This is a genomic window from Lacinutrix chionoecetis (genome assembly GCF_053604665.1).
On sequence record NZ_JBSHNQ010000086.1, the window covers coordinates 387,952 to 408,592 of the forward strand.

A 20,641-nucleotide genomic window follows, 5' to 3' on the forward strand; every position below is an offset into this window, starting at 1 on the left:
AAATATATAAGTTGTATAATATTTGCCTTAAACACAATGGCAATAGTAGCGCAACAAAGAACATCCTCTAAAATTGAGCAGGAAAGTAACGACAATGCTTTTTTTGAGGTTCGAGGTTTGGTAAGAGAGGAAGACACTTACGATGCAATTGAGGATGTTAATATTCAAATAAATGGTGGTGCTTATACTGCTTCAAATGGTGCAGGAGAGTTTAGAGTGCGTGCAAAAATTGGAGACGAGTTAATTATTAGTCATAAAGATTTTGAAACCATTTATTATACCATTAAAAGCGATGAGCGTATTACGGTTAACGTGCTACCAAGGACATCACACTCTGGAGTTAATTTGTATAAAAATTCGCAAAGTAATTCCTTTAATAACTTAATAGATTCTGCCTTAGTATATAAAAAGAAATCGGCCGAAAAGAGTATTCAGTTTGTAACCGAAAGCATAAAAAATAGTCGTTCTGTAAAACAAAACTCAGAAGCTTTCGAGGTACTTGCAGATGTGTATTTGTACTGGAAACAGTACGATTTAGCAGTTTCTAATTATAGAATAAGCCTAAATAGTTACCAGTCTAACGATGTAAAATTAAAGTTAGGTAAAGCCTACATGCTCAATAATAATTACCAGGAAAGTGTTTCGGTTTTTAAGAAATTAAATCATAAAGAACTATCCAACTATCAATTGGTAGAATTATACGAAGGTCTTGGTGATGTTTATTTTAGAATGAAAGACTATAAGCTTTCCATCGAAGCTTACAATAGCGGTTTAGATCTGGCACAAAAACATTTAATTGCACCAAAAGTAACCGACTTAAATTCTAAGATAGCCCAGACTTTTGATGCCAGTGGTCGCACAAGCAAAGCAAAAGAATATTACAGTAACTCCTTAAACCTTGCAACACAGGAAAACAAAAAGAGAGCCGTAAAGGAAAAAGTTAAGGTAGCCGATTTTAATAACTCAAACAGAAATTTCGATGACGAAATTCGCCTTAGAGAAGAGGCTATTTTAGATATTAAAGATATTGAAACCGATTCTATAATCGATAACGAAAGCGATTTTACAACCCAAAAGCAAAATTATAAGATTGGTAACGCGCTCTTTATGCAGAAAAAGTACGAAGAGGCAATTCCGTATTTAGAGAAAAGTAGAATTGAGGCAGACGAGCGTGAGGATTTAGTTGTAGAAAAGGATGCTACCAGAAAACTATCCGAAGTATATAGAGAATCTGGAGATTATGAAAATGCCTTAAAAACCTACGAGGAATACACAAAATCTGTAGAAGCTCTTTACATTAAAAAAGAGCAGCAAATAACGCAAGCAGCGCGGTTTAATAAAAATATAGCCGAGCAGCAAAACCGCATAACTTCACTGGAAAGCGATCGTGAGTTGTCTGAAAGCAGATATAATTTAAACCAGGAGCAAAATAAAAACCAAAAAATAATTATTTACTCGCTTATTGGTGGTTTAATACTACTATTGTTTGCTGCGTATTTAATGTATAAATACATAAAACAACAACGTTTGGCAAATAACTTATTGGCTTTAAAATCCTTGAGAAGCCAGATGAACCCTCATTTTATATTTAATGCCTTAAATTCTGTAAATAGTTTTATTGCTAATAACGATGAGCGCACAGCCAATAAATATTTAAGCGATTTTTCTAAACTCATGCGAGCAGTCTTGGAGAATAGTGAACAAGATTTTATTTCGTTGGCAAAGGAAATAGAGTTGTTGGAGTTGTATACTAAATTGGAGCATTTTAGATTTCAGGATAAGTTTGATTATACTATTACCGTAGATAAAGAGATAGATGTAGAAGATTACCAAATTCCACCAATGCTTTTGCAGCCTTATATCGAAAATGCCGTGTGGCATGGCTTGCGTTATAAAAAGGAAAAAGGGCAATTAGATATTTCTATAAGTAAAAAGCTTAAAGACGAAATTGTTATTACAATTGCAGACAATGGTATTGGTCGCGAAAAATCGAAGGCATTAAAAACCGAAAACCAGCAAAAGCAAAACTCTAAAGGCATGGGTAATATTAAAAAACGTGTTGCTATTTTAAACGAAATGTATAAAGATAAAGTAGATGTTTATATAGACGAATTATATCATGGAGAAATAGAAGGCGATACAGGAACTAAGGTTGTGGTGACTTTAAAGAGAGATTAATATGAAAGTTAGAGCTGTTTCTTTAATAGTTTCAATTGTATTGATAAGTTGTAAAACTTCTTTAAATAGAATGTCTCAGTGTCCAGTTGTCAAAAATCAATTAAGAAGCTCTATTGTAAGGAGCATAAATTTAGAAAGGTTTGGTGAGAATCCATTAATTATTAAAGACGGTAACATTTATAAAAGATATAGCGAAATTGATAGTTTAGAGTTAGACACAACTTGGATTCAATTTTCTAAACCTCTAACTATCAATAAAAATTCTAAATATATTATTTCTTTGTTAGGAAGTAAAGCAGAAGATGGAGTGTTTATATTAAATACAAAAAGAGCTAAAAAATCTAAAAGCACATCGAAATTAATTTATTTAATCGATGGTAAAATCACAAATAAGAAGGAGTTCAAAAGAACTCAAAAAAGAAATGAAACACGATTAGATTATTTTATTTCAAATTTAAAAGTACACGAATCAATTATGAACATCATTAATGTTTCAACAATTGATAGCTTAAAAAAATAGATATGAAACTAAACTCAATAATAGTAGAAGACGAAGAGACCAGCAGAGAAATCCTTAAAAATTATCTTAAAAAATACTGCCCAAATGTAAATGTGGTTGGTGAAGCTGCAAATATTAACGATGCGCTAGAATTGATTAGAAAAGAAACATTGGACTTAGTATTTTTAGATGTAGAAATGCCTTACGGTAATGCATTCGATTTGCTCGACAAGGTAGGAGACAGGCATTTTGAAACCATTTTTGTAACCGCTTATAATCATTATGCCATAGAGGCTTTAAACGCTCACGCCAGTTATTATTTAATGAAACCAATAGCTATAGACGATTTAATTAAAGCAGTAGACTACGTTGTTGAAATTAAAACGAAAGAAGATGCGCTTCAAGACCAGGTTTTAATACCAAAAACAACCAATAACGTAGATGGCAAAATAACTATACCACAACAAGATGGTTTTGAGGTTATTAGTACAGCAGATATTTTGTTTTGTAAAGCCGATGATAATTATACAGAAATCCACCTTAATACCAATAAAAAGAAAGTAGTAAGTAAAACACTTAAATATTTTGAAGAAATACTACAAGATTCAAATTTTGCACGTGTACACAAAAGTTATCTGGTAAACGTAAACGAAGTTGTAAAATATGTAAAAGGTAAAGGAGGTAGTGTTATTTTAAGTAATGGCAAACAAGTAATGGTTTCGCCTTCTAAAAAATCTGAATTACTATCTTATTTTAAATAACAACAATTTGTTAGTTCAATTAATGAGCCCAAAGGAGCATTTATATGAGAACTATTAATATCTTCTCGATACAATTTTCTCATGCTTCAAAAATCACTCGAAGTGACAACTAAGTATTAAATTGCATGATCTTGTCATTTTTGATTATTCCTATTTTTATCGGAATGTGACAAAAAACTAATAAATAAATTTGCGAATAAAAAAACCTATTTTAATATGCCAATAATAAAACCAGTAAACGGGAAATCACCACAAATAGCAAAAGATTGTTATATCGCAGAAAACGCTACCATTGTTGGCGATGTAAGTATAGGTAAACAATGTAGCATTTGGTTTAACGCAGTATTGCGAGGTGATGTGCATTATATAAAACTTGGAAATAAAGTGAACGTTCAAGATGGCGCAATTGTGCATTGTACGTACCAAAAACACCCAACTAACATTGGTAATAACGTATCTATTGGGCATAATGCCATAGTACATGGTTGCACGATTAAAGACAATGTGCTTATTGGCATGGGAAGCATAGTTATGGATAATTGTATAGTAGAAAGCAACAGTATTATTGCCGCTGGCGCAGTTGTTACACAAAACACTAAAGTAGAATCTGGTAGTATTTATACTGGTGTTCCGGCCAAAAAAGTAAAAGACATTAGCAAGGAATTAATTAACGGCGAAATAAATCGTATCGCAGAGAATTATGTGAAGTATTCTTCGTGGTTTAAAGAATAAATAGGGCAGAGAGCGAGTATTTGCACTTTAACAACGAGCCAATTTTAATTTTTGATGATTAAAAGTCTAAATATTCAACTTCAAAAGGCTTTCCTAAAAGCGATTCCATGACTTGAGTGTTTTTTAAATTAATGTAGAATTGGTTTTTAGGTTTTATAGTTTCAGTATGTAGTAAATTGTGTTTTTCTAATATAGATTTTGTTTGTTTTGCAACGGCTAAACCAGAATCTATTATTTTAATGTGTTTAGGAAGCAATTCAAAAAGCAAAGGAATTAGATAAGGATAATGCGTACAGCCCAAAACAAGATAGTCTATATTGGCGCTAAGCATAGGTTTTAAATATTGTTTTAATAGCACTTTCATTTCTTGAGATTGCAAGGCGCCACTTTCTATAAGTTGCACAATGCCTTCGCCATCTTGTTCTATAATATCTATACCGTTTGCATATAAGTTTGAGGTGTTATGAAACAGTGCACTCGACAATGTCCCTTTGGTAGCCAAAATACCAATAGCTTTAGTTTGGGTATTTAATGCGGCAGGTTTTATAGCAGGTTCAATACCAATAATGGGTATGTTATACCGTTCTCTTAGTACGCTAATTGCATTTGTAGTGGCAGTATTACAGGCAACAACAATGAGCTTGCAGTTTTTATTAAGTAGTAGCTCTGTGTTTTTAATACTAAGCTCTATAATCTTATCTTTTCCTTTTGGGCCATAAGGTGCGTTTATACTATCTGCAAGGTAAATTGAGTTTTCACAAGGTAAAACTGCATGAAGTTCCTTCCAGATAGAGGTGCCACCAACACCAGAATCGAATATGCCAATAGGTTGTTTATTCATAACTAATATTCACTTTATAAAAATACAAAAGCCGACTTAATAAGTCGGCTTTTAGTAGTATAAGTTTAGGGTTTCTTAGAATCCTAATTCTTTTTTTACATCTGCAAGTAAGTCTTTGCCTTCTGCCATGATTACTCCACCACCTTGAGCAGAATCTAATACATAGTTAAAACCTTGTGCTTTTGCTACTTTTAAAATAGCTGCTTTAGCTTTTTCTGTAATTGGCTTTAAAAGCTCGAATTCTTTCTTTTGTAATTGTTCTTGTGCATTTGTAGCATACTGCTGAATGTTTTGCTGGTCTGTTTGCACTTCAATTAAACGCTTTTCGTTTTCTTCTTGTGTTTTGTTAGACGCTTCACTTTCATAGCGAGTCATTTTACTCTTTAAATCTGCACGCATTGCTGCAATATCAGATTCGTAGGTTTTACCAACTTTTTCCATTTCAGCTTGAGCTGTTTTCATTTGTGGCATAGCCTGAATTAACTCGGTAGTATTAATATGGGCAATTTTAGATTGAGCATTTGTTAAACTCGTAGCTCCAAAAAATAATACTGCTGCGATTAATAAAGTTTTAATTTGTTTCATTTTTAAAATAGTATTTGTGTGTTATAAATTATTAATTTTAATCGTCTTGATTCTCGTCGTCTGGAGCACTATTGTTTTCTTCTTTTGCTTTCTTACGATCGTCTAAGATTTTCTGTCTTTTTTCGTCTAATTCTTTTTTTCTTGCGGCTCTATCTGCAAGTTTCTTCTGTCTACGTTCTTCTAAAATTTGCTCTCTTGTTTTTGGAGCTTCTGTAGTTTCTTCTAGTTTATCATTTGTGGTTTCGCCTTCCATCATTTGCTCCTCAGCACTTTTCTCTTCCGTATCATTAGTTTTATTTCTGGCGTCTAATTTTTCTTGTCTAGCTTTTTCTCTTGCTTCAATTGCTGCTGCTCTTTTTTCTGCAATCGCTTTCTTTCTGGCTTCGACTAATGCTTCTCTTTCTGCTTTTCTCTTATCCAAAGCTTCTTGTCTGGCATCTTTACTGTCGTCTATTTCTACTGTAACGTCTTCCTCTTTAGCCTCATTTCTCTCTTTTTTAGAGTTGAGTTGCTTTCTTTTTGAAGAGCGTGTAATCGTCCTTAAAACCTGCTCACTAATATCGAAGCGTTCTGCTGAATACAACATTACAACATCGGCAGATTTATCGAAAACAAAATCGTATTTCTTTGCTTTTGCTATATCTTGAACAGCCTGAAAAATCTGGTCTTGAACCGGCTGCATTAATTGTCTTTTCTGGATCATTAAATCACCATTTGGTCCAAATCGCTTTTGCTGATAATCTAAAATTTCTTTCTCTTCAAAAGTAATATCTTCTTCGCGTTCTTCAATTAATTCTTTAGTTAATAGCGCTTTCTCATTATTTAAGCTCGTACGTTTTTGTTCAATTGTACTTAATTGCTGCTCTATTTCACCTTTCCATTTTTGCACTTTAGACTCTAATTGTGTAGTTGCCTCTGCATATTCTGGAACGTTTTGTAAAATGTATTCGGTATCTATATATCCTATTCTTACACCACGCTGTGCGTTGGCTTGAAAAGATAGCATTGATATTAACATCAATAAAAAAAGAACTTTAAATTTCATCTGGTATATTTTTATATTTAATAACATAAATTCAAAAAAACCGACAGTTTAGGATTTTATTCTGTCTTATTTTGAATGCATTAGTTTTCAAAATAACGAATTTTAATTGTAAAAATTTTAATTCTCGAATCAAATCCTCAAAATCAATATTGAAAATATCGTGCCAAAAATAAAAATTAATTGAAACTTGAATACATTTTTAGTCTTTTTATAGTATTCAAAGCAGTTGTTTACGTATTAAAATTGTTGACCAATTATAAAATGTGTTTCCCACCCATTTTTAATTGTGCTTCCTGGTAAAGGATCGAATCCATGACCAAAATCAATTCCTAATAAACCAAAAGCAGGCATAAAGATTCTAATACCTAATCCTGCCGAACGCTGTACGTTAAATGGATTATAATCTTTAAAATTGCTATAAGATGCTCCAGCATCTAAGAATCCTAAAGCATAGATTTTTGCCGATTGTTTTAATGTAATTGGGTAACGTAACTCTAAAGAAAATTTATTATAAATTGTCCCTCCATCCACATCAGATAAAGATTGGTTTGGGTATCCTCTTAATGCGATAGCTTCCCTACCATCTAAACTATAACTGCCTAACCCATCTCCTCCAAGGAAGAAACGCTCGAAAGGAATAATACCTCTATCTTGGTTATAAGCACCTAAGAAACCAAATTCTACAGTAGATTTAAAAACAAATTTATCTACTAACTTGGTGTACCAATCTCCTTTAAATTTAACTTTATAGAACTCTAACCATTTAAAACGTTCCTGGTCGATTTCTGAACGTCTTGCCTGAGCAGCTAGTACAGCGTCAGTATCGCTAGAGGTTTCAATTATATTTTGATTTACCTCTCTTTCATTACTTAAAGCTTCGTAATCTGTACCGTTAAATAGCGAATAAGGTAAGGATAGTTTAGCTGTTGCTGAGAAACTGGAACCTCCTGTTGGAAATACTGGATCATTAAAGGTATTGTTTCTGCTTAGGCCTATAGTATAAGATAGGTTGTTTGAGTAACCATCTCCAAATGTAAAAAGTCCTGTATTATAATTTTTTAAGTTATAATGCTGAAAACTAACTGCTTGCGATAACGTGAAAAAATCATCTGGAACAGAGAGACGTTTAGCTAATCCAAAGGTTATACCTGTTATATTAAAACGTCTGTCTTTATCTGCGTTATTAGTAAGTGGGTTAAATAAAAACTGTTTTGTATGCGATAACGATGTGGAGAATTGTACTGGTTTTTTTCCACCCATCCATGGCTCTGAAAATTGAAAGCTATACGTTTGATAAAATCGACTTGCTTGTAAACGTAGTGCTAATTTTTGACCATCACCAGTAGGAATAGGTTTATAAGCATCTTTTTTAAAGATGTCTTTTAATGCGAAGTTGTTAAAAGATAAACCTAAAGTACCTATAAAACCGCCTCCTCCATAACCACCTTGCAGTTCTATTTGGCTTGATCCAGCTTCTACTACACCATACTCTATATCAATAGTGCCATCTTCTGGATTGGCATTTTTAAATCGAGGATCTATTTGCTCGGCATCGAAAAAGCCTAATTGACTTAATTCTCGAACGGTACGTACAACATTTGCTTTACTGTATAATTCGCCTGGACGTGTTCTTATTTCTCTGTAAATAACATGGTCGTTAGTCTTTTCATTACCTACTACAGAAATTTTATTAAAATAAGTGGGTTTACCTTCTATAATTCTAATTTCCATATCAATAACATTACCATCTGCACTTACTTCTACTGGATTAATAGTAGAGAACAAGTAACCATGATCTTGGTATAAATTTGTAATATCATCACCATCTGGTCTGGAATTGTCGGCAATGCGCTTTTCTAATAAAACACCATTATAAGTATCTCCTTTTTCTATACGCAACTGGCGCTTTAAAAATTCGTCTGTATAAACCGTATTACCTATAAATGTAATATCACCAAAGGTATATTTTTCTCCTTCTTCAATTTTAATATTTAAATCTACTGTTTTAGCATCATTCACTATTAATGTATCGGAAATAATACGAGCATCACGATATCCGTTTTCCTTATATTTATCTACAACGCTATTTAAGTCTTCCTTAAAATCTGCTTCAATAAATTTCGAGCGTTTTAAAATGCGGATAGGGTTTTTCTGTTTGGTGTTTTTCATGGCTTTTCTAAGCTTTTTATCACTTAAAATTGTATTGCCATCAAAATTTATATTTTTTACTTTAACTTTTTCTCCTCGATCTACATTAAGCACCATATTCACTCGGGCTTTCTGTATTGAATCTTCTACAGGAATTGTGTTAATGCTAACTTTAGTATTTAAAAAGCCTGCTTTTTTATTCTTATTTTGAATATAGTTTTTTGTTGTAGTAATAAGGTTTTCTGTAACTTTAACACCCTCTTGAAGCTTATTCTCTTTAATTAATGCTTCTTTTTTACTCTTTTTTACACCGTTAATTTTGAGTTCGTTTAATTCTGGTAAATCCGATAGTCTAATTTCAAGATAGGCACCATCATCTTCAACTTTAGCTAAGTAAACCTCAATATCACTAAATAAGTTTGTATTCCATAGCTTTTTAATAGCCGCACTAATTTCCTCTCCAGGAATTAGAATTTCGTCTCCTTTTCTAAGTTTAGAAAAGGTGATAATGGTTTGCTCACTAAAACTTGTGTTTCCAACTACTTTAATTTCTGCTATGGTGTACTTTTTTCCGTCTTCGTAAGATAAATCTTGAGCTTGAGCAAAATAACCGGACACTAAAAAAAGAATTGATAGTGTGTACTTTAAAAATGTTTTCAATTGTAAAATTTTAACTAATTTGTTCACTTGTTTTCCCAAAGCGTCGTTCTCTGTTTTGATATTCTATAATAGCATCACATAGGTGCTGCTTGGTAAAGTCTGGCCACAATACTTCTGTAAAGTATAATTCGGCATAGGCAATTTGCCATAACAAAAAATTACTAATGCGTTGTTCTCCGCTTGTTCTAATAAGCAAATCTACATCTGGTAAATTTTGCGTGTAAAGATGCTCATTAATAATCGATTCGTCAATATTTTCTAAAGAAATTATATTATTTTTAACTTTATCGCTTATTTCCTTGACAGCATTTTGAATTTCTTCTCTGGATCCATAGCTTAATGCCAGAGTTAATGTCATTCTATTATTGTTTTTAGTAAGCTGGATAACTTCGTTTAATTCTTTATAAACTTTCTTTGGCAGCGTTGAAAGTTTACCTATAGCATTAAGTTTTATATTATTATCCTGTAATGTTTTTATTTCTTTTTTTAATGAAGACACCAGTAGTTTCATTAATGTATCGACTTCAAGTTTTGGTCTATTCCAGTTTTCTGTTGAAAAGGCATAAAGTGTAAGGTTTTCTATACCTAACTCTGCGGAGGCTTCAACTGTTTCGCGAACAGATTTTGTGCCGTTTTCATGACCTATAGCTCGAATTAATCCTTTTTGTTTAGCCCAACGCCCATTACCATCCATAATTATGGCGATATGTTTAGGTAGTTTGCTTGTATTTATTTGCGTAGAATCCAATTTATTTTCCTGGGCAAAAACAAGGGTTTCTGCCAAATGTATATGTTATTGTAATACCTGTAAAGGTATACCAGTCATTATTATTAACGTTTCCAAAACTAACTGGAGAATCTGCACCTCCAAAATCAGGGACACTACCATCTAATTCATCACTAAAAGTATAGCGTGCACCAATTTCTAAAGCAATTATAAATTCTGGAGAAACGGCAGCTTTGTAGCCTAAAACCATAGGGATGCCAAAGGCGTAGCTTGAAGTGTTTTCGTCAACTATATTTCCATTTGTAGGATTAAAATAGAAGTTATCATGTTTTGCTACAGTGATGCCAGAATATAAATAAGGTGTAGATACATTGCCTCCATCATGTAAATCGAAATCGAAAAAAGTAAATTCCATTCCTGCGGAAAGCTCGATAATGCTGTTGTTAAATTCATAACCTCTTACTTGTCTGCTCGGGTCGTCCGAATCGTTATCAATGCCTTCTAACTCCGTATATGTTAATGAAATCCTGTAAGAATGTCTTGTGCTTCTATTCCATTTGTAAAGTGCGCCAATAGCCAGTTGTTTCGGTGCAATGTAATTGGTAGCACCAACATCTCCAATAAAGTTACTGCCTCCAATAAAAACACCAAATTCGTTAATTTGAGCACTACTTAATTGTGAGCTTAAAAATAGTATTAGTAAAAGCGTAATATGCCTCATAAAGTTTAAAAGTTTGCAAATATAATAAATAAGATTAGCCTATAACAATTTGAGCTAATTAGTTACAGGTTAAAACAGTAATTACTCGGAATTATTGTAAAAATTTAATGTTTTGAAGCTAAGCGTGGACATTGTGGGACAATTAATTTCGTTTGTCTTCTCCCCAAAGTAGCTTTTTACGCAATGTAGTAAGAAAACTTTCAGTATTTAATTCGATCATACTAATAGTAAAAGGAGCTTTTTTTATAGTTATTATGGTTTCGTTAGCCAGTGTTGCTATTCTGGAGTCCAGCGATACTAAGTAGTTGTCTTCTCTGCCACTAACCTTTAACTCTATGGTTGTGGAATCTTCAATAACCAAAGGCCTTGCACTCAAATTATGAGGAGCAATAGGTGTTAGCACCAAACTTGTGGTGTCTGGCGTAATTACAGGTCCAGCGCAACTTAAAGAATAGCCTGTAGAACCTGTAGGTGTCGAAATAATTAAACCATCGCTCCAATAAGAAGTTAAAAACTCACCATTTAATTTGGTTTCCACCGTAATCATGGAAGTGGTGTTTTTTCTGCTGATTGCAATCTCGTTTAAAGCAAAATTTAATTCTTTTATGGTGTCGTTTTCTGGAGAGGTTGTAATTGACAGTAAGGTGCGTTTGCTAAGAGAATAAGTTTTTTCTTTAATAAGTTTAATGGCTTGTTTTATATCTTCCGGTTGGATAGTCGCAAGAAAACCAAGTCTGCCAGTGTTAATTCCTATAATTGGAATGTTTAAATCTTTAACAAAAGTAATGGCTCTTAAAATGGTACCATCTCCACCAATACTTACAAACAAATCGAAACTTTTGTCTAAGGCTGTAAAACTTTTATAAACTTCAGGATTAGAAAGTTGTGTTCTAATATCGTTAAAAAACTCGTCTTCAAGAAAAAGAGTAGCGTTAAGTTTTAACAGCTCTTCTGTTAATGTTTCTAAAGAATCTTTAGATTGTTTTTTTGGGTATTGACTATAAATAGCAACCTTCATATTTAAATATTTAGGTATTTATTTAAATAATCTGAGCGTTCTTTTAAGCTTATTAAATAGCTGTCATCCTCATGACCAGAAATAACATTATAACTGTAACGCCTAAAGGTTTGCATAATCTCATTAAGATTAGCGTTCCCTATTTTAAGGGTTATTTGGGTCACGTCATTTTCAATTTTAGAAAGAAAAGCACCTAAAAGTTTCCCATCATTAGACTCAACAATTTGGCTGACCTCTGCAAAAGAATAATCTGGTGTGCCTTTTTCAATAATTAATATTGCACCAGCCTCAGCAAAAAAAGGCGTTTCGTTAAAAAGGCCTATAACATCATTTAATTCATAATAGCCTAAATACACATTTTTATTACTTAAAACAGGCATAATATTAGCCGAATTTTGAGCAAAGGCCTCTAAAATATCAAGCCAGTTAGTATCTTCTCTAACAAAAAAACCTTCACCAGCATACCTGTAATCTTCAATGGCTTTGTCGCTATCAAAACAATGCGCATCGTTTTCTGATATGCAACCTAAATAAACACCTTCCTTGTTTTTAATAGGAATGTGAGAATAGGTTAGCTGATTAAAAAGTAATTGAATTTCCTTTACTTTATCAGTATTTAAAAGTGGTTTTATGTCGTTTATAACGTAATCTAAAAGATTCATCCTTGTCTGTTTCAATTTTATGCAAAATAATTAAAAATAAGAACAATTCCGTGCTTCTACTTTGTATTTTTGTATTTAATATTTTTACTAAAAAATGACGAAACTAAGCGTAAACATAAATAAAATAGCAACTTTACGAAATTCAAGAGGAGGAGATCTGCCTAATGTCGTTCAGTTTGCAAAAGACGTGCAACGATTTGGTGCAGAAGGTGTTACTATCCATCCAAGACCAGATGAAAGGCATATTCGTTACCAGGACGCATACGATTTAAAACCAGTAGTTAGCACAGAATACAATATAGAGGGTAATCCTATTCCAAAATTTGTAGATATGGTTTTAAAAATTAAGCCAACACAAGTTACTTTGGTGCCAGACAGTATAGACGCTATAACCAGCAACGCAGGTTGGGACACCATTAAAAACAAAGATTTTTTAGTTGAAGTAATTAATGAATTTAAACGAAATAATATTCGTACCTCCATTTTTGTAGACCCAAACATTAAGCAAATTGAAGGCGCTAAAGCAACAGGAACAGATAGAATTGAATTGTATACAGAAGCTTTTGCTCACGAATATAGTTTAGGACATAAAGAAGCAATTAACCCATATAAAAATTGTGCTGAAGTTGCTAATGACCTAAAATTAGGTGTTAACGCTGGGCATGATTTATCATTAGATAATATTAAATTTTTTAAAGATAATATTCCAGGATTATTAGAAGTTTCAATTGGCCATGCATTAATTTCGGAAAGTTTATATTTAGGTATTGAAAATGTGGTTAATATGTATTTAAATAAACTTAAATAATGCAGTTACATGCTAACATAATAGGAGCAGGAAAACCATTTTTAATTCTTCATGGGTTTTTAGGGATGAGTGATAACTGGAAAACATTAGGAAAACAATTTGCTAAAGCAGGCTACGAAGTGCACTTAATAGACCAAAGAAACCATGGTAAAAGTTTCCATAGCGACGTCTTTAATTACGATGCTTTAGTACAGGATTTAAAACTGTATTGCGACGAACGCAAATTAAAAGACGTTATATTACTTGGGCATTCTATGGGTGGAAAAACAGCCATGTTATTTTCAACACAACATCCAGATTATGTGAGTAAATTAATTGTGGCAGACATTTCACCGCGCTTTTACCCAGTGCATCACGATGCTATTTTAGAAGGTTTAAATAGCTTAGATTTTAACACTTTAGCAAGTAGAGGAGAAGCAGACGAGCAATTATCCAACTACGTTAGCGATTTTGGAACGCGACAATTTTTATTAAAAAATTTATATTGGGTAAAAAAAGGGACCTTGGGATTACGTATAAATTTACAAGCGCTAACTGAGCACGTAGGCGAAGTAGGCGAAGCGCTGCCAGTGCATGCTGTTTTTCAAGGGGATACGCTTTTTTTAAAAGGAGATAAAAGTGAATATATTTCGCCACAGGACGAAGCCACAATCACGTCGCATTTTATTAATGCAAAAATAGAAACGATTGCTAATGCAGGCCATTGGTTGCATGCCGAAAATCCCGAGGCATTTTATAAAGCAGTAATGCAGTTCATTAAATAAAAAAACATTGTAAAGTAAGGTTATTAAAATCTTACAAACCCTATAAATTAAAATATAAAAACTATGAATTTAATAATTAGACTTCTCTTAAACGCTGTTGCAGTATTCGTTTTAGCCCATGTTTTAAATGGGGTTAACGTAGATGGTTATGGTTCTGCCATAATTGTGGCATTGGTGCTTTCAATTTTAAATCTTCTGGTAAAACCTATTCTTGTAATTTTAACTTTACCCATTACCATTGTTACCTTAGGGTTGTTTTTAATTGTAATTAATGCGTTATTAATATTGTTGGCCGATAAGTTAATCGACGGTTTTTCGGTTAATAATATCTGGTGGGCTATTTTATTTAGTATTCTACTTTCTGTACTTCAATCGCTGTTGCAATCTTTCTTGAAAAAAGATAAAAAGTAGGCATTATAGTTATTGAGATTCAATACCTTAAAAACTTTGATAAACTGTAAAAAATTAGTACTTTTGCACTCCGTTTTTGGTTACATTAAATAGATTATTCAAAATGAATATTACAAGAGAAAATAAAGATGCATTAAATGCTGTAGTAACAGTAGCAATTGAGAAAGATGATTATGCTACTAAAGTTGAAAAAATCTTAACAGATTATAGAAAAACAGCTAACATTCCTGGATTTAGAAAAGGTCACGTGCCAATGGGAATGGTAAAAAAGCAATACGGTAAAGCAGTATTAATTGATGAGGTAAATAAATTAATTCAAGAAGGATTAAATAAATACCTTACTGAAGAAAAACTAGATGTACTGGGTCAGCCATTACCAAAGCCTCAAGATGATATTGATTGGGAAGGCGACACGTTTTCTTTTGAATTTGAATTAGGTTTAGCGCCAGAATTCGAAGTGGATTTAGCAGGAAAAAAAGGCATTACACATTATAATATCGTTGCAGACGATAAAATGATTGATGATCAGGTTAAAAATATCCAGAAGCAATACGGAAAGTTAATTTCTGAAAAAGAAGTTGCTAAAGACAGTGAAATTACTGGAGTTTATAAAAATGATGAGGAAGATATTGAAAATACTGTAACGTTAACTTTAGATAAGTTTAAAGGAAAAGCAACCGAAAAGAAATTTATTGGTGCTAAGGTAGGCGATGTTATCACTTTAAAAACAAAAGGCCTTTACGAAGACGACCACGAATTAATGCATGCTTTAAAAGTAGAACACGATAAAGCACATGGATTAGAAATAGAGGTTACTTTTACTATCACAGAAATTAACACACGCGAATTAGCAGATTTAGATCAGGAATTATTCGATAAGTTGTTTGGAGAAGGCAAAGTAAAAACGGTTTCAGAATTAAAAGAAAAGATTAAAGAAGATGCCGAAAAGCAATTCGTACAACAATCTGATCAAAAATTGTTAAATGATGTTACAGAGCATTTAGTTGCAAATACTAAATTCGATTTACCAGCAGAATTTTTAACAAAATGGATGCAAACTGCGGGAGAAAATCCAATGGACGATGCTACGGCAAAAGAAGAATACGAAAAGTCTGAAAAAAGTTTACGTTACCAGCTTATAGAAGCGAAGTTAATGGAAGCTAACGGCATAAAAGTAGATTTCGAAGACGTTAAAGAAAGCGCAAAGAACATGATTAAAATGCAAATGGCGCAATTTGGTCAAATGAATCCTACAGATAAAGAATTAGACGATATTGCAGCTCGAGTATTATCTAATCAAGATGAGGTAAGACGTTTAAGCGAGCAGGTTGTTAGCCAGAAACTACTTAATCTTTACAAAGAAAAAGCCAATATTAAAACAAAAGAACTGTCTTACGATAAGTTTGTAAAAGAAGTTTACGGAGACAAATAAGTCTAACCTTCTTTTTAAAGAATAATCATTATATTTAGGCGTTGAATTTTTAAAGATTCAATGCCTATTTTATTAGCGTTAAATTTCACATAAAAAGTTTGAAAACCGCTGATTTTACAATATATTTAATTTTTTCTGAAGCAATTCAGAAGCTTAACTAAATTATCAAATTCAAGACATACATATGAATTACGGAAAAGAATTCGAAAAATTCGCCATAAAAGATCAAGGAATTAGCAGTACATACTACAATAAAATAATTGGAAGTATGTATCCTACAAACTTAACACCAAACATTATTGAGGAGCGCCAAATGAACATCGCTCAAATGGACGTATTCTCACGTTTAATGATGGATCGTATTATTTTTCTTGGTCAGGGAATTAACGATATTGTTGCCAATATTATACAAGCACAATTGTTGTTCTTAGAGAGTACAGATGCTTCTAAAGACATTCAAATTTACATAAATTCTCCAGGAGGAAGTGTTTATGCTGGTTTAGGTATTTACGATACCATGCAATTTATTAAGCCGGATGTTGCAACTATTTGTACAGGAATGGCAGCCTCGATGGGAGCTGTACTATTATGTGCAGGAGAAAAAGGGAAACGTAGCGGATTAACACATTCTCGTGTTATGATTCATCAACCTTTAGGTGGTGCGCAAGGTCAAGCTAGTGATATAGAAATTACAGCTCGAGAAATTATAACTTTAAAAGAAGAACTTTACAGCATTATTAGTAAGCATTCTGGGCAAGATTACGACAAAGTATACGAAGACAGTGATCGTGATTACTGGATGAAAGCAGATAAGGCTAAAGAATATGGAATGATTGACGAGATTTTAACTCGCAATTAAAATGAAATAAGTATTAGTGTATTAGGGTTAAAGTAAAACATTTCGCTTAGCACTATTAAGCAAACAAAAATGGCAAAGGAAGAATTAGAATGTTCGTTTTGTGGGAGAAAAAAACCAGAAACAAGTTTATTAATAGCAGGGCTAGATGCACACATTTGCGATCGCTGTATTGAGCAGGCGCATGGTATTGTTTTAGAAGAGTCTAAGCAGAGCGATAATAGTGAGTTGTCTGCAGAATTAATGCTGCGTAAACCACAACAAATTAAAGGCTTTTTAGATCAATACATAATTGGCCAGGAATATACCAAAAAGGTAATGTCTGTTGCGGTTTATAATCACTACAAACGTCTATTGCAGCCGCCAACTAATGATGATATTGAGATACAAAAGTCGAATATTATCATGGTGGGAGAAACAGGAACAGGTAAAACATTAATGGCTAAAACAGTAGCAAGAATGTTAAATGTACCTTTAGCTATTGTAGATGCAACAGTATTAACCGAAGCTGGTTACGTAGGAGAAGATGTAGAAAGTATTTTAACACGCTTATTACAAGCAGCAGACTATAATTTAGAAAAAGCCGAAAAAGGCATTGTATTTATAGATGAGATAGATAAAATAGCCCGAAAGAGTGACAACCCATCTATAACACGAGATGTCTCGGGAGAAGGTGTGCAGCAAGCTTTACTTAAATTATTAGAAGGCACAGTTGTTAACGTACCACCTAAAGGCGGTCGTAAACATCCAGACCAAAAGTTTATTGAAGTGAATACAGAAAACATCCTGTTTATAGCAGGTGGTGCATTCGATGGTATTAATCGCGTTATTTCAAAACGCCTTAATATGCAGGCAGTTGGGTATAGTGCATCTGTTAGTGACGCGGTAGTTGATAGTGATAATCTATTACAATATATTATTCCTAAAGACTTAAAAGATTTTGGTCTAATACCCGAAATTATAGGTAGATTACCTGTGTTAACACACATGGATCCTTTAGATGGCGATACACTAAGAGCCATTTTAACCGAGCCTAAAAATGCCATTATTAAGCAATATAAAAAGTTGTTTAAAATGGACGATATCGAGTTTACAATAACCGATGGTGCTTTAGAATTTATAGTGGGCAAAGCCATAGAGTATAAATTAGGCGCGCGTGGGTTACGTTCATTATGCGAAGAAATTTTAACTGATGCCATGTTCGAATTGCCAGGTAGTGATAACAAGAAATTGAACGTTACTAAAGCTTATGCAGAACAAAAATTATCTAAAACAACGTTGAAGAAATTAAAAGCTGTTTCTTAAATAAGAACAATTTTATAATTTAAAGCCTACTTTTTATCCAAGTAGGCTTTTTTTATTTTTTAAAATGAAATTAATAGACTGTCCAGATTTAGAAACCCAAAGACTACAATTAAATATCGCAAATTTAAGCGATGTAGATGTTGTTTTCGCTTTAAGATCGAACGCTATAGTTAGAAAATATATAGACAAACCGTTATGCAAAAGTAAAGCCGAAGCACTGGCACATATAAATAAAGTATTAAAACTAACTGAAGCTGATGAAGGTATACTTTGGATATTAACGCATAAAGAGACCAACACCAAGATAGGATCCATATGCTTTTGGAATTTTTCTGAAGACAAAAAAACAGCAGAAGTCGGTTACGATCTATTACCAGAGTATTTTAAAAAAGGGTTGATGACTGAAGCGCTTAAGGCGGTTACAAATTTCGGATTTAAAGAACTTAAGCTTGAAACTATAGAAGCGTTTACACATAACGAAAACGAAAGCTCAAAAAAACTGTTAACATCCAATGGTTTTGTTTTACAACCACACAGAAAAGATCCTGAGTTTTCTAAAAATAGGATCTACACTTTGCAGCAATAAAAAACCACTCACAATAAAGTTATGAGTGGTTTTCATTGAATTTGGATTAACTAATTAATACATCTTCAAATAGAATAGATTGATTAATAGCAATGTAATTTAGTAATAATTATTTGATTATCATGTATTTATATTGGTTAATCTATAATTACAAATTCAATGCGTCTGTTTTTTTGATGATCTTCTTCTTTACAATTCGTTTTACAATCAACAAGAGGTTGTGCTTCTCCGTAACCATTAGAAAATAGTTTAGTAGGGTCCACTCCGCTTTCAATTAAATAAGACATAGCAGAAGCTGCACGTTTTTTAGACAAACTTAAATTGTATTTGTCGTTTCCTCTATTATCTGTATGCGCACCAATTTCAATTTTCATTTCTGGATGCTCTTTTAATATGCGAGCAATACTATTTAATTGTACCAAGGATTCGTCTTTAATACTCCATTTATTATAATCGAAGTAAATGTTGTTTACAACAATCATTTTCTTCTCTTCTACTGTTTCTATTACAGCCTCAGTAGCTTCCAACTCTAAGTCTTTATTATATACATTATCATTTCCAATATTTGCAACAAAATCAAATGTCTTATCATTAAACCCTTCTTTAGTAGTTGTAATAGTATAGGTTTCAAAAGGATTTACAGTAAATGTATATTTAGCATCTTGGTTAGTGGTTTGTCTTGCAATTTCTTCGCCTTCTTCATTTAATAATATTACCAAAGTGTTTGGTAAAGGGATTTTGGAATCTAAATCCACAATCATCCCTTCAAGACTTTGCGAAACATCTTTTAAAGTAAAGCTAAAAATATCAAGTTTTCCTTTTCCAAACGCTTTGTTCGAGGCTAAATATCCTCTATTTTGAGAGGCCATAAAAAAAGCAACGTCATCTAAATTAGAATTTATTGTGTTTCCTAAATTTCTTGGCAATCTGTAGCCATCTTTAATTATTTTACTTTTAAAAATATCAAAGCCTCCCATATTATTGTGACCTCGAGATGAGAAATACAAATCTTTACCATCTGTAGATAAAGATGGAAACTTATCATCGTATTGCGTGTTAATTGTATCTCCTAAATTAACAGCATCTCCCAAAGAACCATCTGCATTGATGGTGGCTACATATAAATCGAAACCACCAAAACCACCTTCTTTATTAGAAGAGAAGTATAACTGTGTGCCGTCTGGCGACACAAAAGGATTTTCTACTGATGCTCCCTCAGTATTAACATGCAGCAATTCTTGGTCAACCCAATTGCCATGAGAATCTTTTTCTAAGCTCACTTTATACAATTTAAATATTGAAGTATCCTCTTTTGTACTGCGTGTAAAATACATGGTGTGTTCGTCTGGCGAAAAGCTTAATTGACCTTCATTATTATTAAAGGTGTTTATTATTCGTGAAAATAATAATGGCATTTTTAAAGAACCATCATTACTAATATCTAAACAAAATAAGTTTTGGTAGCCTTCTCCAGTCTGTTTATCGGTTTTAGATAACGCTCCTAATTTTTTTGAAGACACCATAATAAATTTATTCATAAAAAAACCAGAACCGTATTCAGAATATTTAGTATTTATACCAGTATCTAAAGTGGTGAAATCGAAACCGTTTGAGCCAATTTCATCTTCGATATTAGTATAATTATTAGTGTTTAATTCTGCCAATAAATGGTCTTGATAATCTTGGGCAAAAAAAGGTGTTATAGAAAATAAAAAAGCGAATGTTAAGATTATAGTCTTCATAACTAAAAGGTTGAGGGATTTAATTTTTAGTTAATGTATAGCGAGACCACTAATAAATAATTATTTTTTAGATAAAAAGCAGGGATATTCGTTGAGGATTTTTACACAAAATGTATTTTGTCGAATGTTTAAAGAAGCCTAAATAAAATTATTGAATTAT

At 32.6% G+C, this 20,641-nt stretch carries 20 protein-coding genes; 11 read left to right on the plus strand and 9 right to left on the minus strand.

The genetic code is table 11. The annotated features are described in order from the left end of the window. Positions 1 to 36: 36 nt before the first annotated feature. The 4 genes from ACVC43_RS13945 to ACVC43_RS13960 all read left to right on the plus strand — a co-directional run bounded on the left by ACVC43_RS13945 (position 37) and on the right by ACVC43_RS13960 (position 4,170). Positions 37 to 2,178: a tetratricopeptide repeat-containing sensor histidine kinase gene (locus ACVC43_RS13945; protein WP_452225145.1), complete on the plus strand. Its 2,142-nt coding sequence runs from the start codon at positions 37 to 39 to the stop codon at positions 2,176 to 2,178. 1 nt (position 2,179) lies between these two features. Beyond that, positions 2,180 to 2,698: a hypothetical protein gene (locus ACVC43_RS13950; protein WP_452225146.1), complete on the plus strand. Its 519-nt coding sequence runs from the start codon at positions 2,180 to 2,182 to the stop codon at positions 2,696 to 2,698. 2 nt (positions 2,699 to 2,700) lie between these two features. Further along, positions 2,701 to 3,438 (plus strand): LytR/AlgR family response regulator transcription factor, encoded by a 738-nt coding sequence (locus ACVC43_RS13955; RefSeq protein WP_452225147.1) that lies wholly within the window; start codon positions 2,701 to 2,703, stop codon positions 3,436 to 3,438. A gap of 216 nt (positions 3,439 to 3,654) precedes the next feature. Beyond that, positions 3,655 to 4,170 (plus strand): gamma carbonic anhydrase family protein, encoded by a 516-nt coding sequence (locus ACVC43_RS13960; RefSeq protein WP_452225148.1) that lies wholly within the window; start codon positions 3,655 to 3,657, stop codon positions 4,168 to 4,170. 58 nt (positions 4,171 to 4,228) lie between these two features. Here ACVC43_RS13960 and murI read toward each other — a convergent pair whose 3' ends face one another. The 8 genes from murI to ACVC43_RS14000 all read right to left on the minus strand — a co-directional run bounded on the left by murI (position 4,229) and on the right by ACVC43_RS14000 (position 12,577). Beyond that, positions 4,229 to 5,011 (minus strand): glutamate racemase, encoded by a 783-nt coding sequence (gene murI / locus ACVC43_RS13965; protein ID WP_452225149.1) that lies wholly within the window; start codon positions 5,009 to 5,011, stop codon positions 4,229 to 4,231. Between the two features lie 75 nt (positions 5,012 to 5,086). Then, positions 5,087 to 5,596, minus strand: a complete 510-nt coding sequence (locus ACVC43_RS13970) for an OmpH family outer membrane protein (protein WP_452225150.1) — start codon at positions 5,594 to 5,596, stop codon at positions 5,087 to 5,089. Between the two features lie 37 nt (positions 5,597 to 5,633). Next, a complete protein-coding gene (locus tag ACVC43_RS13975; RefSeq protein ID WP_452225151.1) occupies positions 5,634 to 6,641 on the minus strand; it encodes an OmpH family outer membrane protein in 1,008 nt (335 codons plus the stop codon). A 237-nt stretch (positions 6,642 to 6,878) separates the two neighbouring features. Next, positions 6,879 to 9,488 carry an outer membrane protein assembly factor BamA gene (gene bamA / locus ACVC43_RS13980; RefSeq protein ID WP_452225152.1) on the minus strand — a complete coding sequence of 870 codons (2,610 nt, stop codon included), beginning with the start codon at positions 9,486 to 9,488 and terminating at the stop codon, positions 6,879 to 6,881. Then, positions 9,460 to 10,197 carry an isoprenyl transferase gene (locus ACVC43_RS13985; RefSeq protein ID WP_452225329.1) on the minus strand — a complete coding sequence of 246 codons (738 nt, stop codon included), beginning with the start codon at positions 10,195 to 10,197 and terminating at the stop codon, positions 9,460 to 9,462. The genes bamA and ACVC43_RS13985 overlap by 29 nt, the downstream gene beginning before the upstream one ends. Position 10,198: 1 nt before the next feature. Further along, on the minus strand, positions 10,199 to 10,897 hold the full coding sequence (gene porG, locus ACVC43_RS13990) for a type IX secretion system protein PorG (RefSeq protein WP_452225153.1): 699 nt from the start codon (positions 10,895 to 10,897) through the stop codon (positions 10,199 to 10,201). Between the two features lie 142 nt (positions 10,898 to 11,039). Then, positions 11,040 to 11,915, minus strand: a complete 876-nt coding sequence (locus ACVC43_RS13995; RefSeq protein ID WP_452225154.1) for an NAD kinase — start codon at positions 11,913 to 11,915, stop codon at positions 11,040 to 11,042. Positions 11,916 to 11,917: 2 nt separating this feature from the next. Further along, positions 11,918 to 12,577 (minus strand): acetoin utilization protein acuB, encoded by a 660-nt coding sequence (locus tag ACVC43_RS14000; protein ID WP_452225155.1) that lies wholly within the window; start codon positions 12,575 to 12,577, stop codon positions 11,918 to 11,920. Positions 12,578 to 12,671: 94 nt separating this feature from the next. On the opposite strand from ACVC43_RS14000, the gene ACVC43_RS14005 reads away from it, so the two are divergent. From ACVC43_RS14005 to ACVC43_RS14035, 7 genes are all read left to right on the plus strand, one after another. Further along, positions 12,672 to 13,385 carry a pyridoxine 5'-phosphate synthase gene (locus ACVC43_RS14005; protein ID WP_452225156.1) on the plus strand — a complete coding sequence of 238 codons (714 nt, stop codon included), beginning with the start codon at positions 12,672 to 12,674 and terminating at the stop codon, positions 13,383 to 13,385. After that, entirely contained in the window at positions 13,385 to 14,149 is a 765-nt protein-coding gene (locus tag ACVC43_RS14010) for an alpha/beta fold hydrolase (protein WP_452225157.1), read from the plus strand. The genes ACVC43_RS14005 and ACVC43_RS14010 overlap by 1 nt, the downstream gene beginning before the upstream one ends. Before the next feature lie 63 nt (positions 14,150 to 14,212). Next, a complete protein-coding gene (locus ACVC43_RS14015; protein WP_452225158.1) occupies positions 14,213 to 14,560 on the plus strand; it encodes a phage holin family protein in 348 nt (115 codons plus the stop codon). Between the two features lie 103 nt (positions 14,561 to 14,663). Beyond that, entirely contained in the window at positions 14,664 to 15,992 is a 1,329-nt protein-coding gene (tig, locus tag ACVC43_RS14020) for a trigger factor (RefSeq protein ID WP_452225159.1), read from the plus strand. 184 nt (positions 15,993 to 16,176) lie between these two features. Beyond that, a complete protein-coding gene (gene clpP, locus ACVC43_RS14025) occupies positions 16,177 to 16,851 on the plus strand; it encodes an ATP-dependent Clp endopeptidase proteolytic subunit ClpP (RefSeq protein WP_452225160.1) in 675 nt (224 codons plus the stop codon). Positions 16,852 to 16,920: 69 nt separating this feature from the next. After that, entirely contained in the window at positions 16,921 to 18,153 is a 1,233-nt protein-coding gene (gene clpX, locus ACVC43_RS14030; RefSeq protein ID WP_452225161.1) for an ATP-dependent Clp protease ATP-binding subunit ClpX, read from the plus strand. Between the two features lie 64 nt (positions 18,154 to 18,217). Continuing rightward, entirely contained in the window at positions 18,218 to 18,739 is a 522-nt protein-coding gene (locus ACVC43_RS14035) for a GNAT family N-acetyltransferase (RefSeq protein WP_452225162.1), read from the plus strand. 137 nt (positions 18,740 to 18,876) lie between these two features. Here ACVC43_RS14035 and ACVC43_RS14040 read toward each other — a convergent pair whose 3' ends face one another. Further along, entirely contained in the window at positions 18,877 to 20,481 is a 1,605-nt protein-coding gene (locus tag ACVC43_RS14040; protein WP_452225163.1) for an OmpA family protein, read from the minus strand. Positions 20,482 to 20,641: the final 160 nt, after the last annotated feature.

Bases quoted from the DNA above. Each gene is read 5' to 3' on its own strand.
- ACVC43_RS14000 (WP_452225155.1), bottom strand. From the start codon at position 12,577: ATGAATCTTTTAGATTACGTTATAAACGACATAAAACCACTTTTAAAT.
- ACVC43_RS13950 (WP_452225146.1), top strand. From the start codon at position 2,180: ATGAAAGTTAGAGCTGTTTCTTTAATAGTTTCAATTGTATTGATAAGT.
- tig (WP_452225159.1), top strand. From the start codon at position 14,664: ATGAATATTACAAGAGAAAATAAAGATGCATTAAATGCTGTAGTAACA.
- murI (WP_452225149.1), bottom strand. From the start codon at position 5,011: ATGAATAAACAACCTATTGGCATATTCGATTCTGGTGTTGGTGGCACC.
- ACVC43_RS13995 (WP_452225154.1), bottom strand. From the start codon at position 11,915: ATGAAGGTTGCTATTTATAGTCAATACCCAAAAAAACAATCTAAAGAT.
- ACVC43_RS14015 (WP_452225158.1), top strand. From the start codon at position 14,213: ATGAATTTAATAATTAGACTTCTCTTAAACGCTGTTGCAGTATTCGTT.
- porG (WP_452225153.1), bottom strand. From the start codon at position 10,897: ATGAGGCATATTACGCTTTTACTAATACTATTTTTAAGCTCACAATTA.
- ACVC43_RS13975 (WP_452225151.1), bottom strand. From the start codon at position 6,641: ATGAAATTTAAAGTTCTTTTTTTATTGATGTTAATATCAATGCTATCT.
- ACVC43_RS14035 (WP_452225162.1), top strand. From the start codon at position 18,218: ATGAAATTAATAGACTGTCCAGATTTAGAAACCCAAAGACTACAATTA.
- ACVC43_RS13945 (WP_452225145.1), top strand. From the start codon at position 37: ATGGCAATAGTAGCGCAACAAAGAACATCCTCTAAAATTGAGCAGGAA.
- clpP (WP_452225160.1), top strand. From the start codon at position 16,177: ATGAATTACGGAAAAGAATTCGAAAAATTCGCCATAAAAGATCAAGGA.
- ACVC43_RS13970 (WP_452225150.1), bottom strand. From the start codon at position 5,596: ATGAAACAAATTAAAACTTTATTAATCGCAGCAGTATTATTTTTTGGA.
- ACVC43_RS14040 (WP_452225163.1), bottom strand. From the start codon at position 20,481: ATGAAGACTATAATCTTAACATTCGCTTTTTTATTTTCTATAACACCT.
- ACVC43_RS14010 (WP_452225157.1), top strand. From the start codon at position 13,385: ATGCAGTTACATGCTAACATAATAGGAGCAGGAAAACCATTTTTAATT.
- ACVC43_RS13955 (WP_452225147.1), top strand. From the start codon at position 2,701: ATGAAACTAAACTCAATAATAGTAGAAGACGAAGAGACCAGCAGAGAA.
- clpX (WP_452225161.1), top strand. From the start codon at position 16,921: ATGGCAAAGGAAGAATTAGAATGTTCGTTTTGTGGGAGAAAAAAACCA.
- ACVC43_RS14005 (WP_452225156.1), top strand. From the start codon at position 12,672: ATGACGAAACTAAGCGTAAACATAAATAAAATAGCAACTTTACGAAAT.
- ACVC43_RS13960 (WP_452225148.1), top strand. From the start codon at position 3,655: ATGCCAATAATAAAACCAGTAAACGGGAAATCACCACAAATAGCAAAA.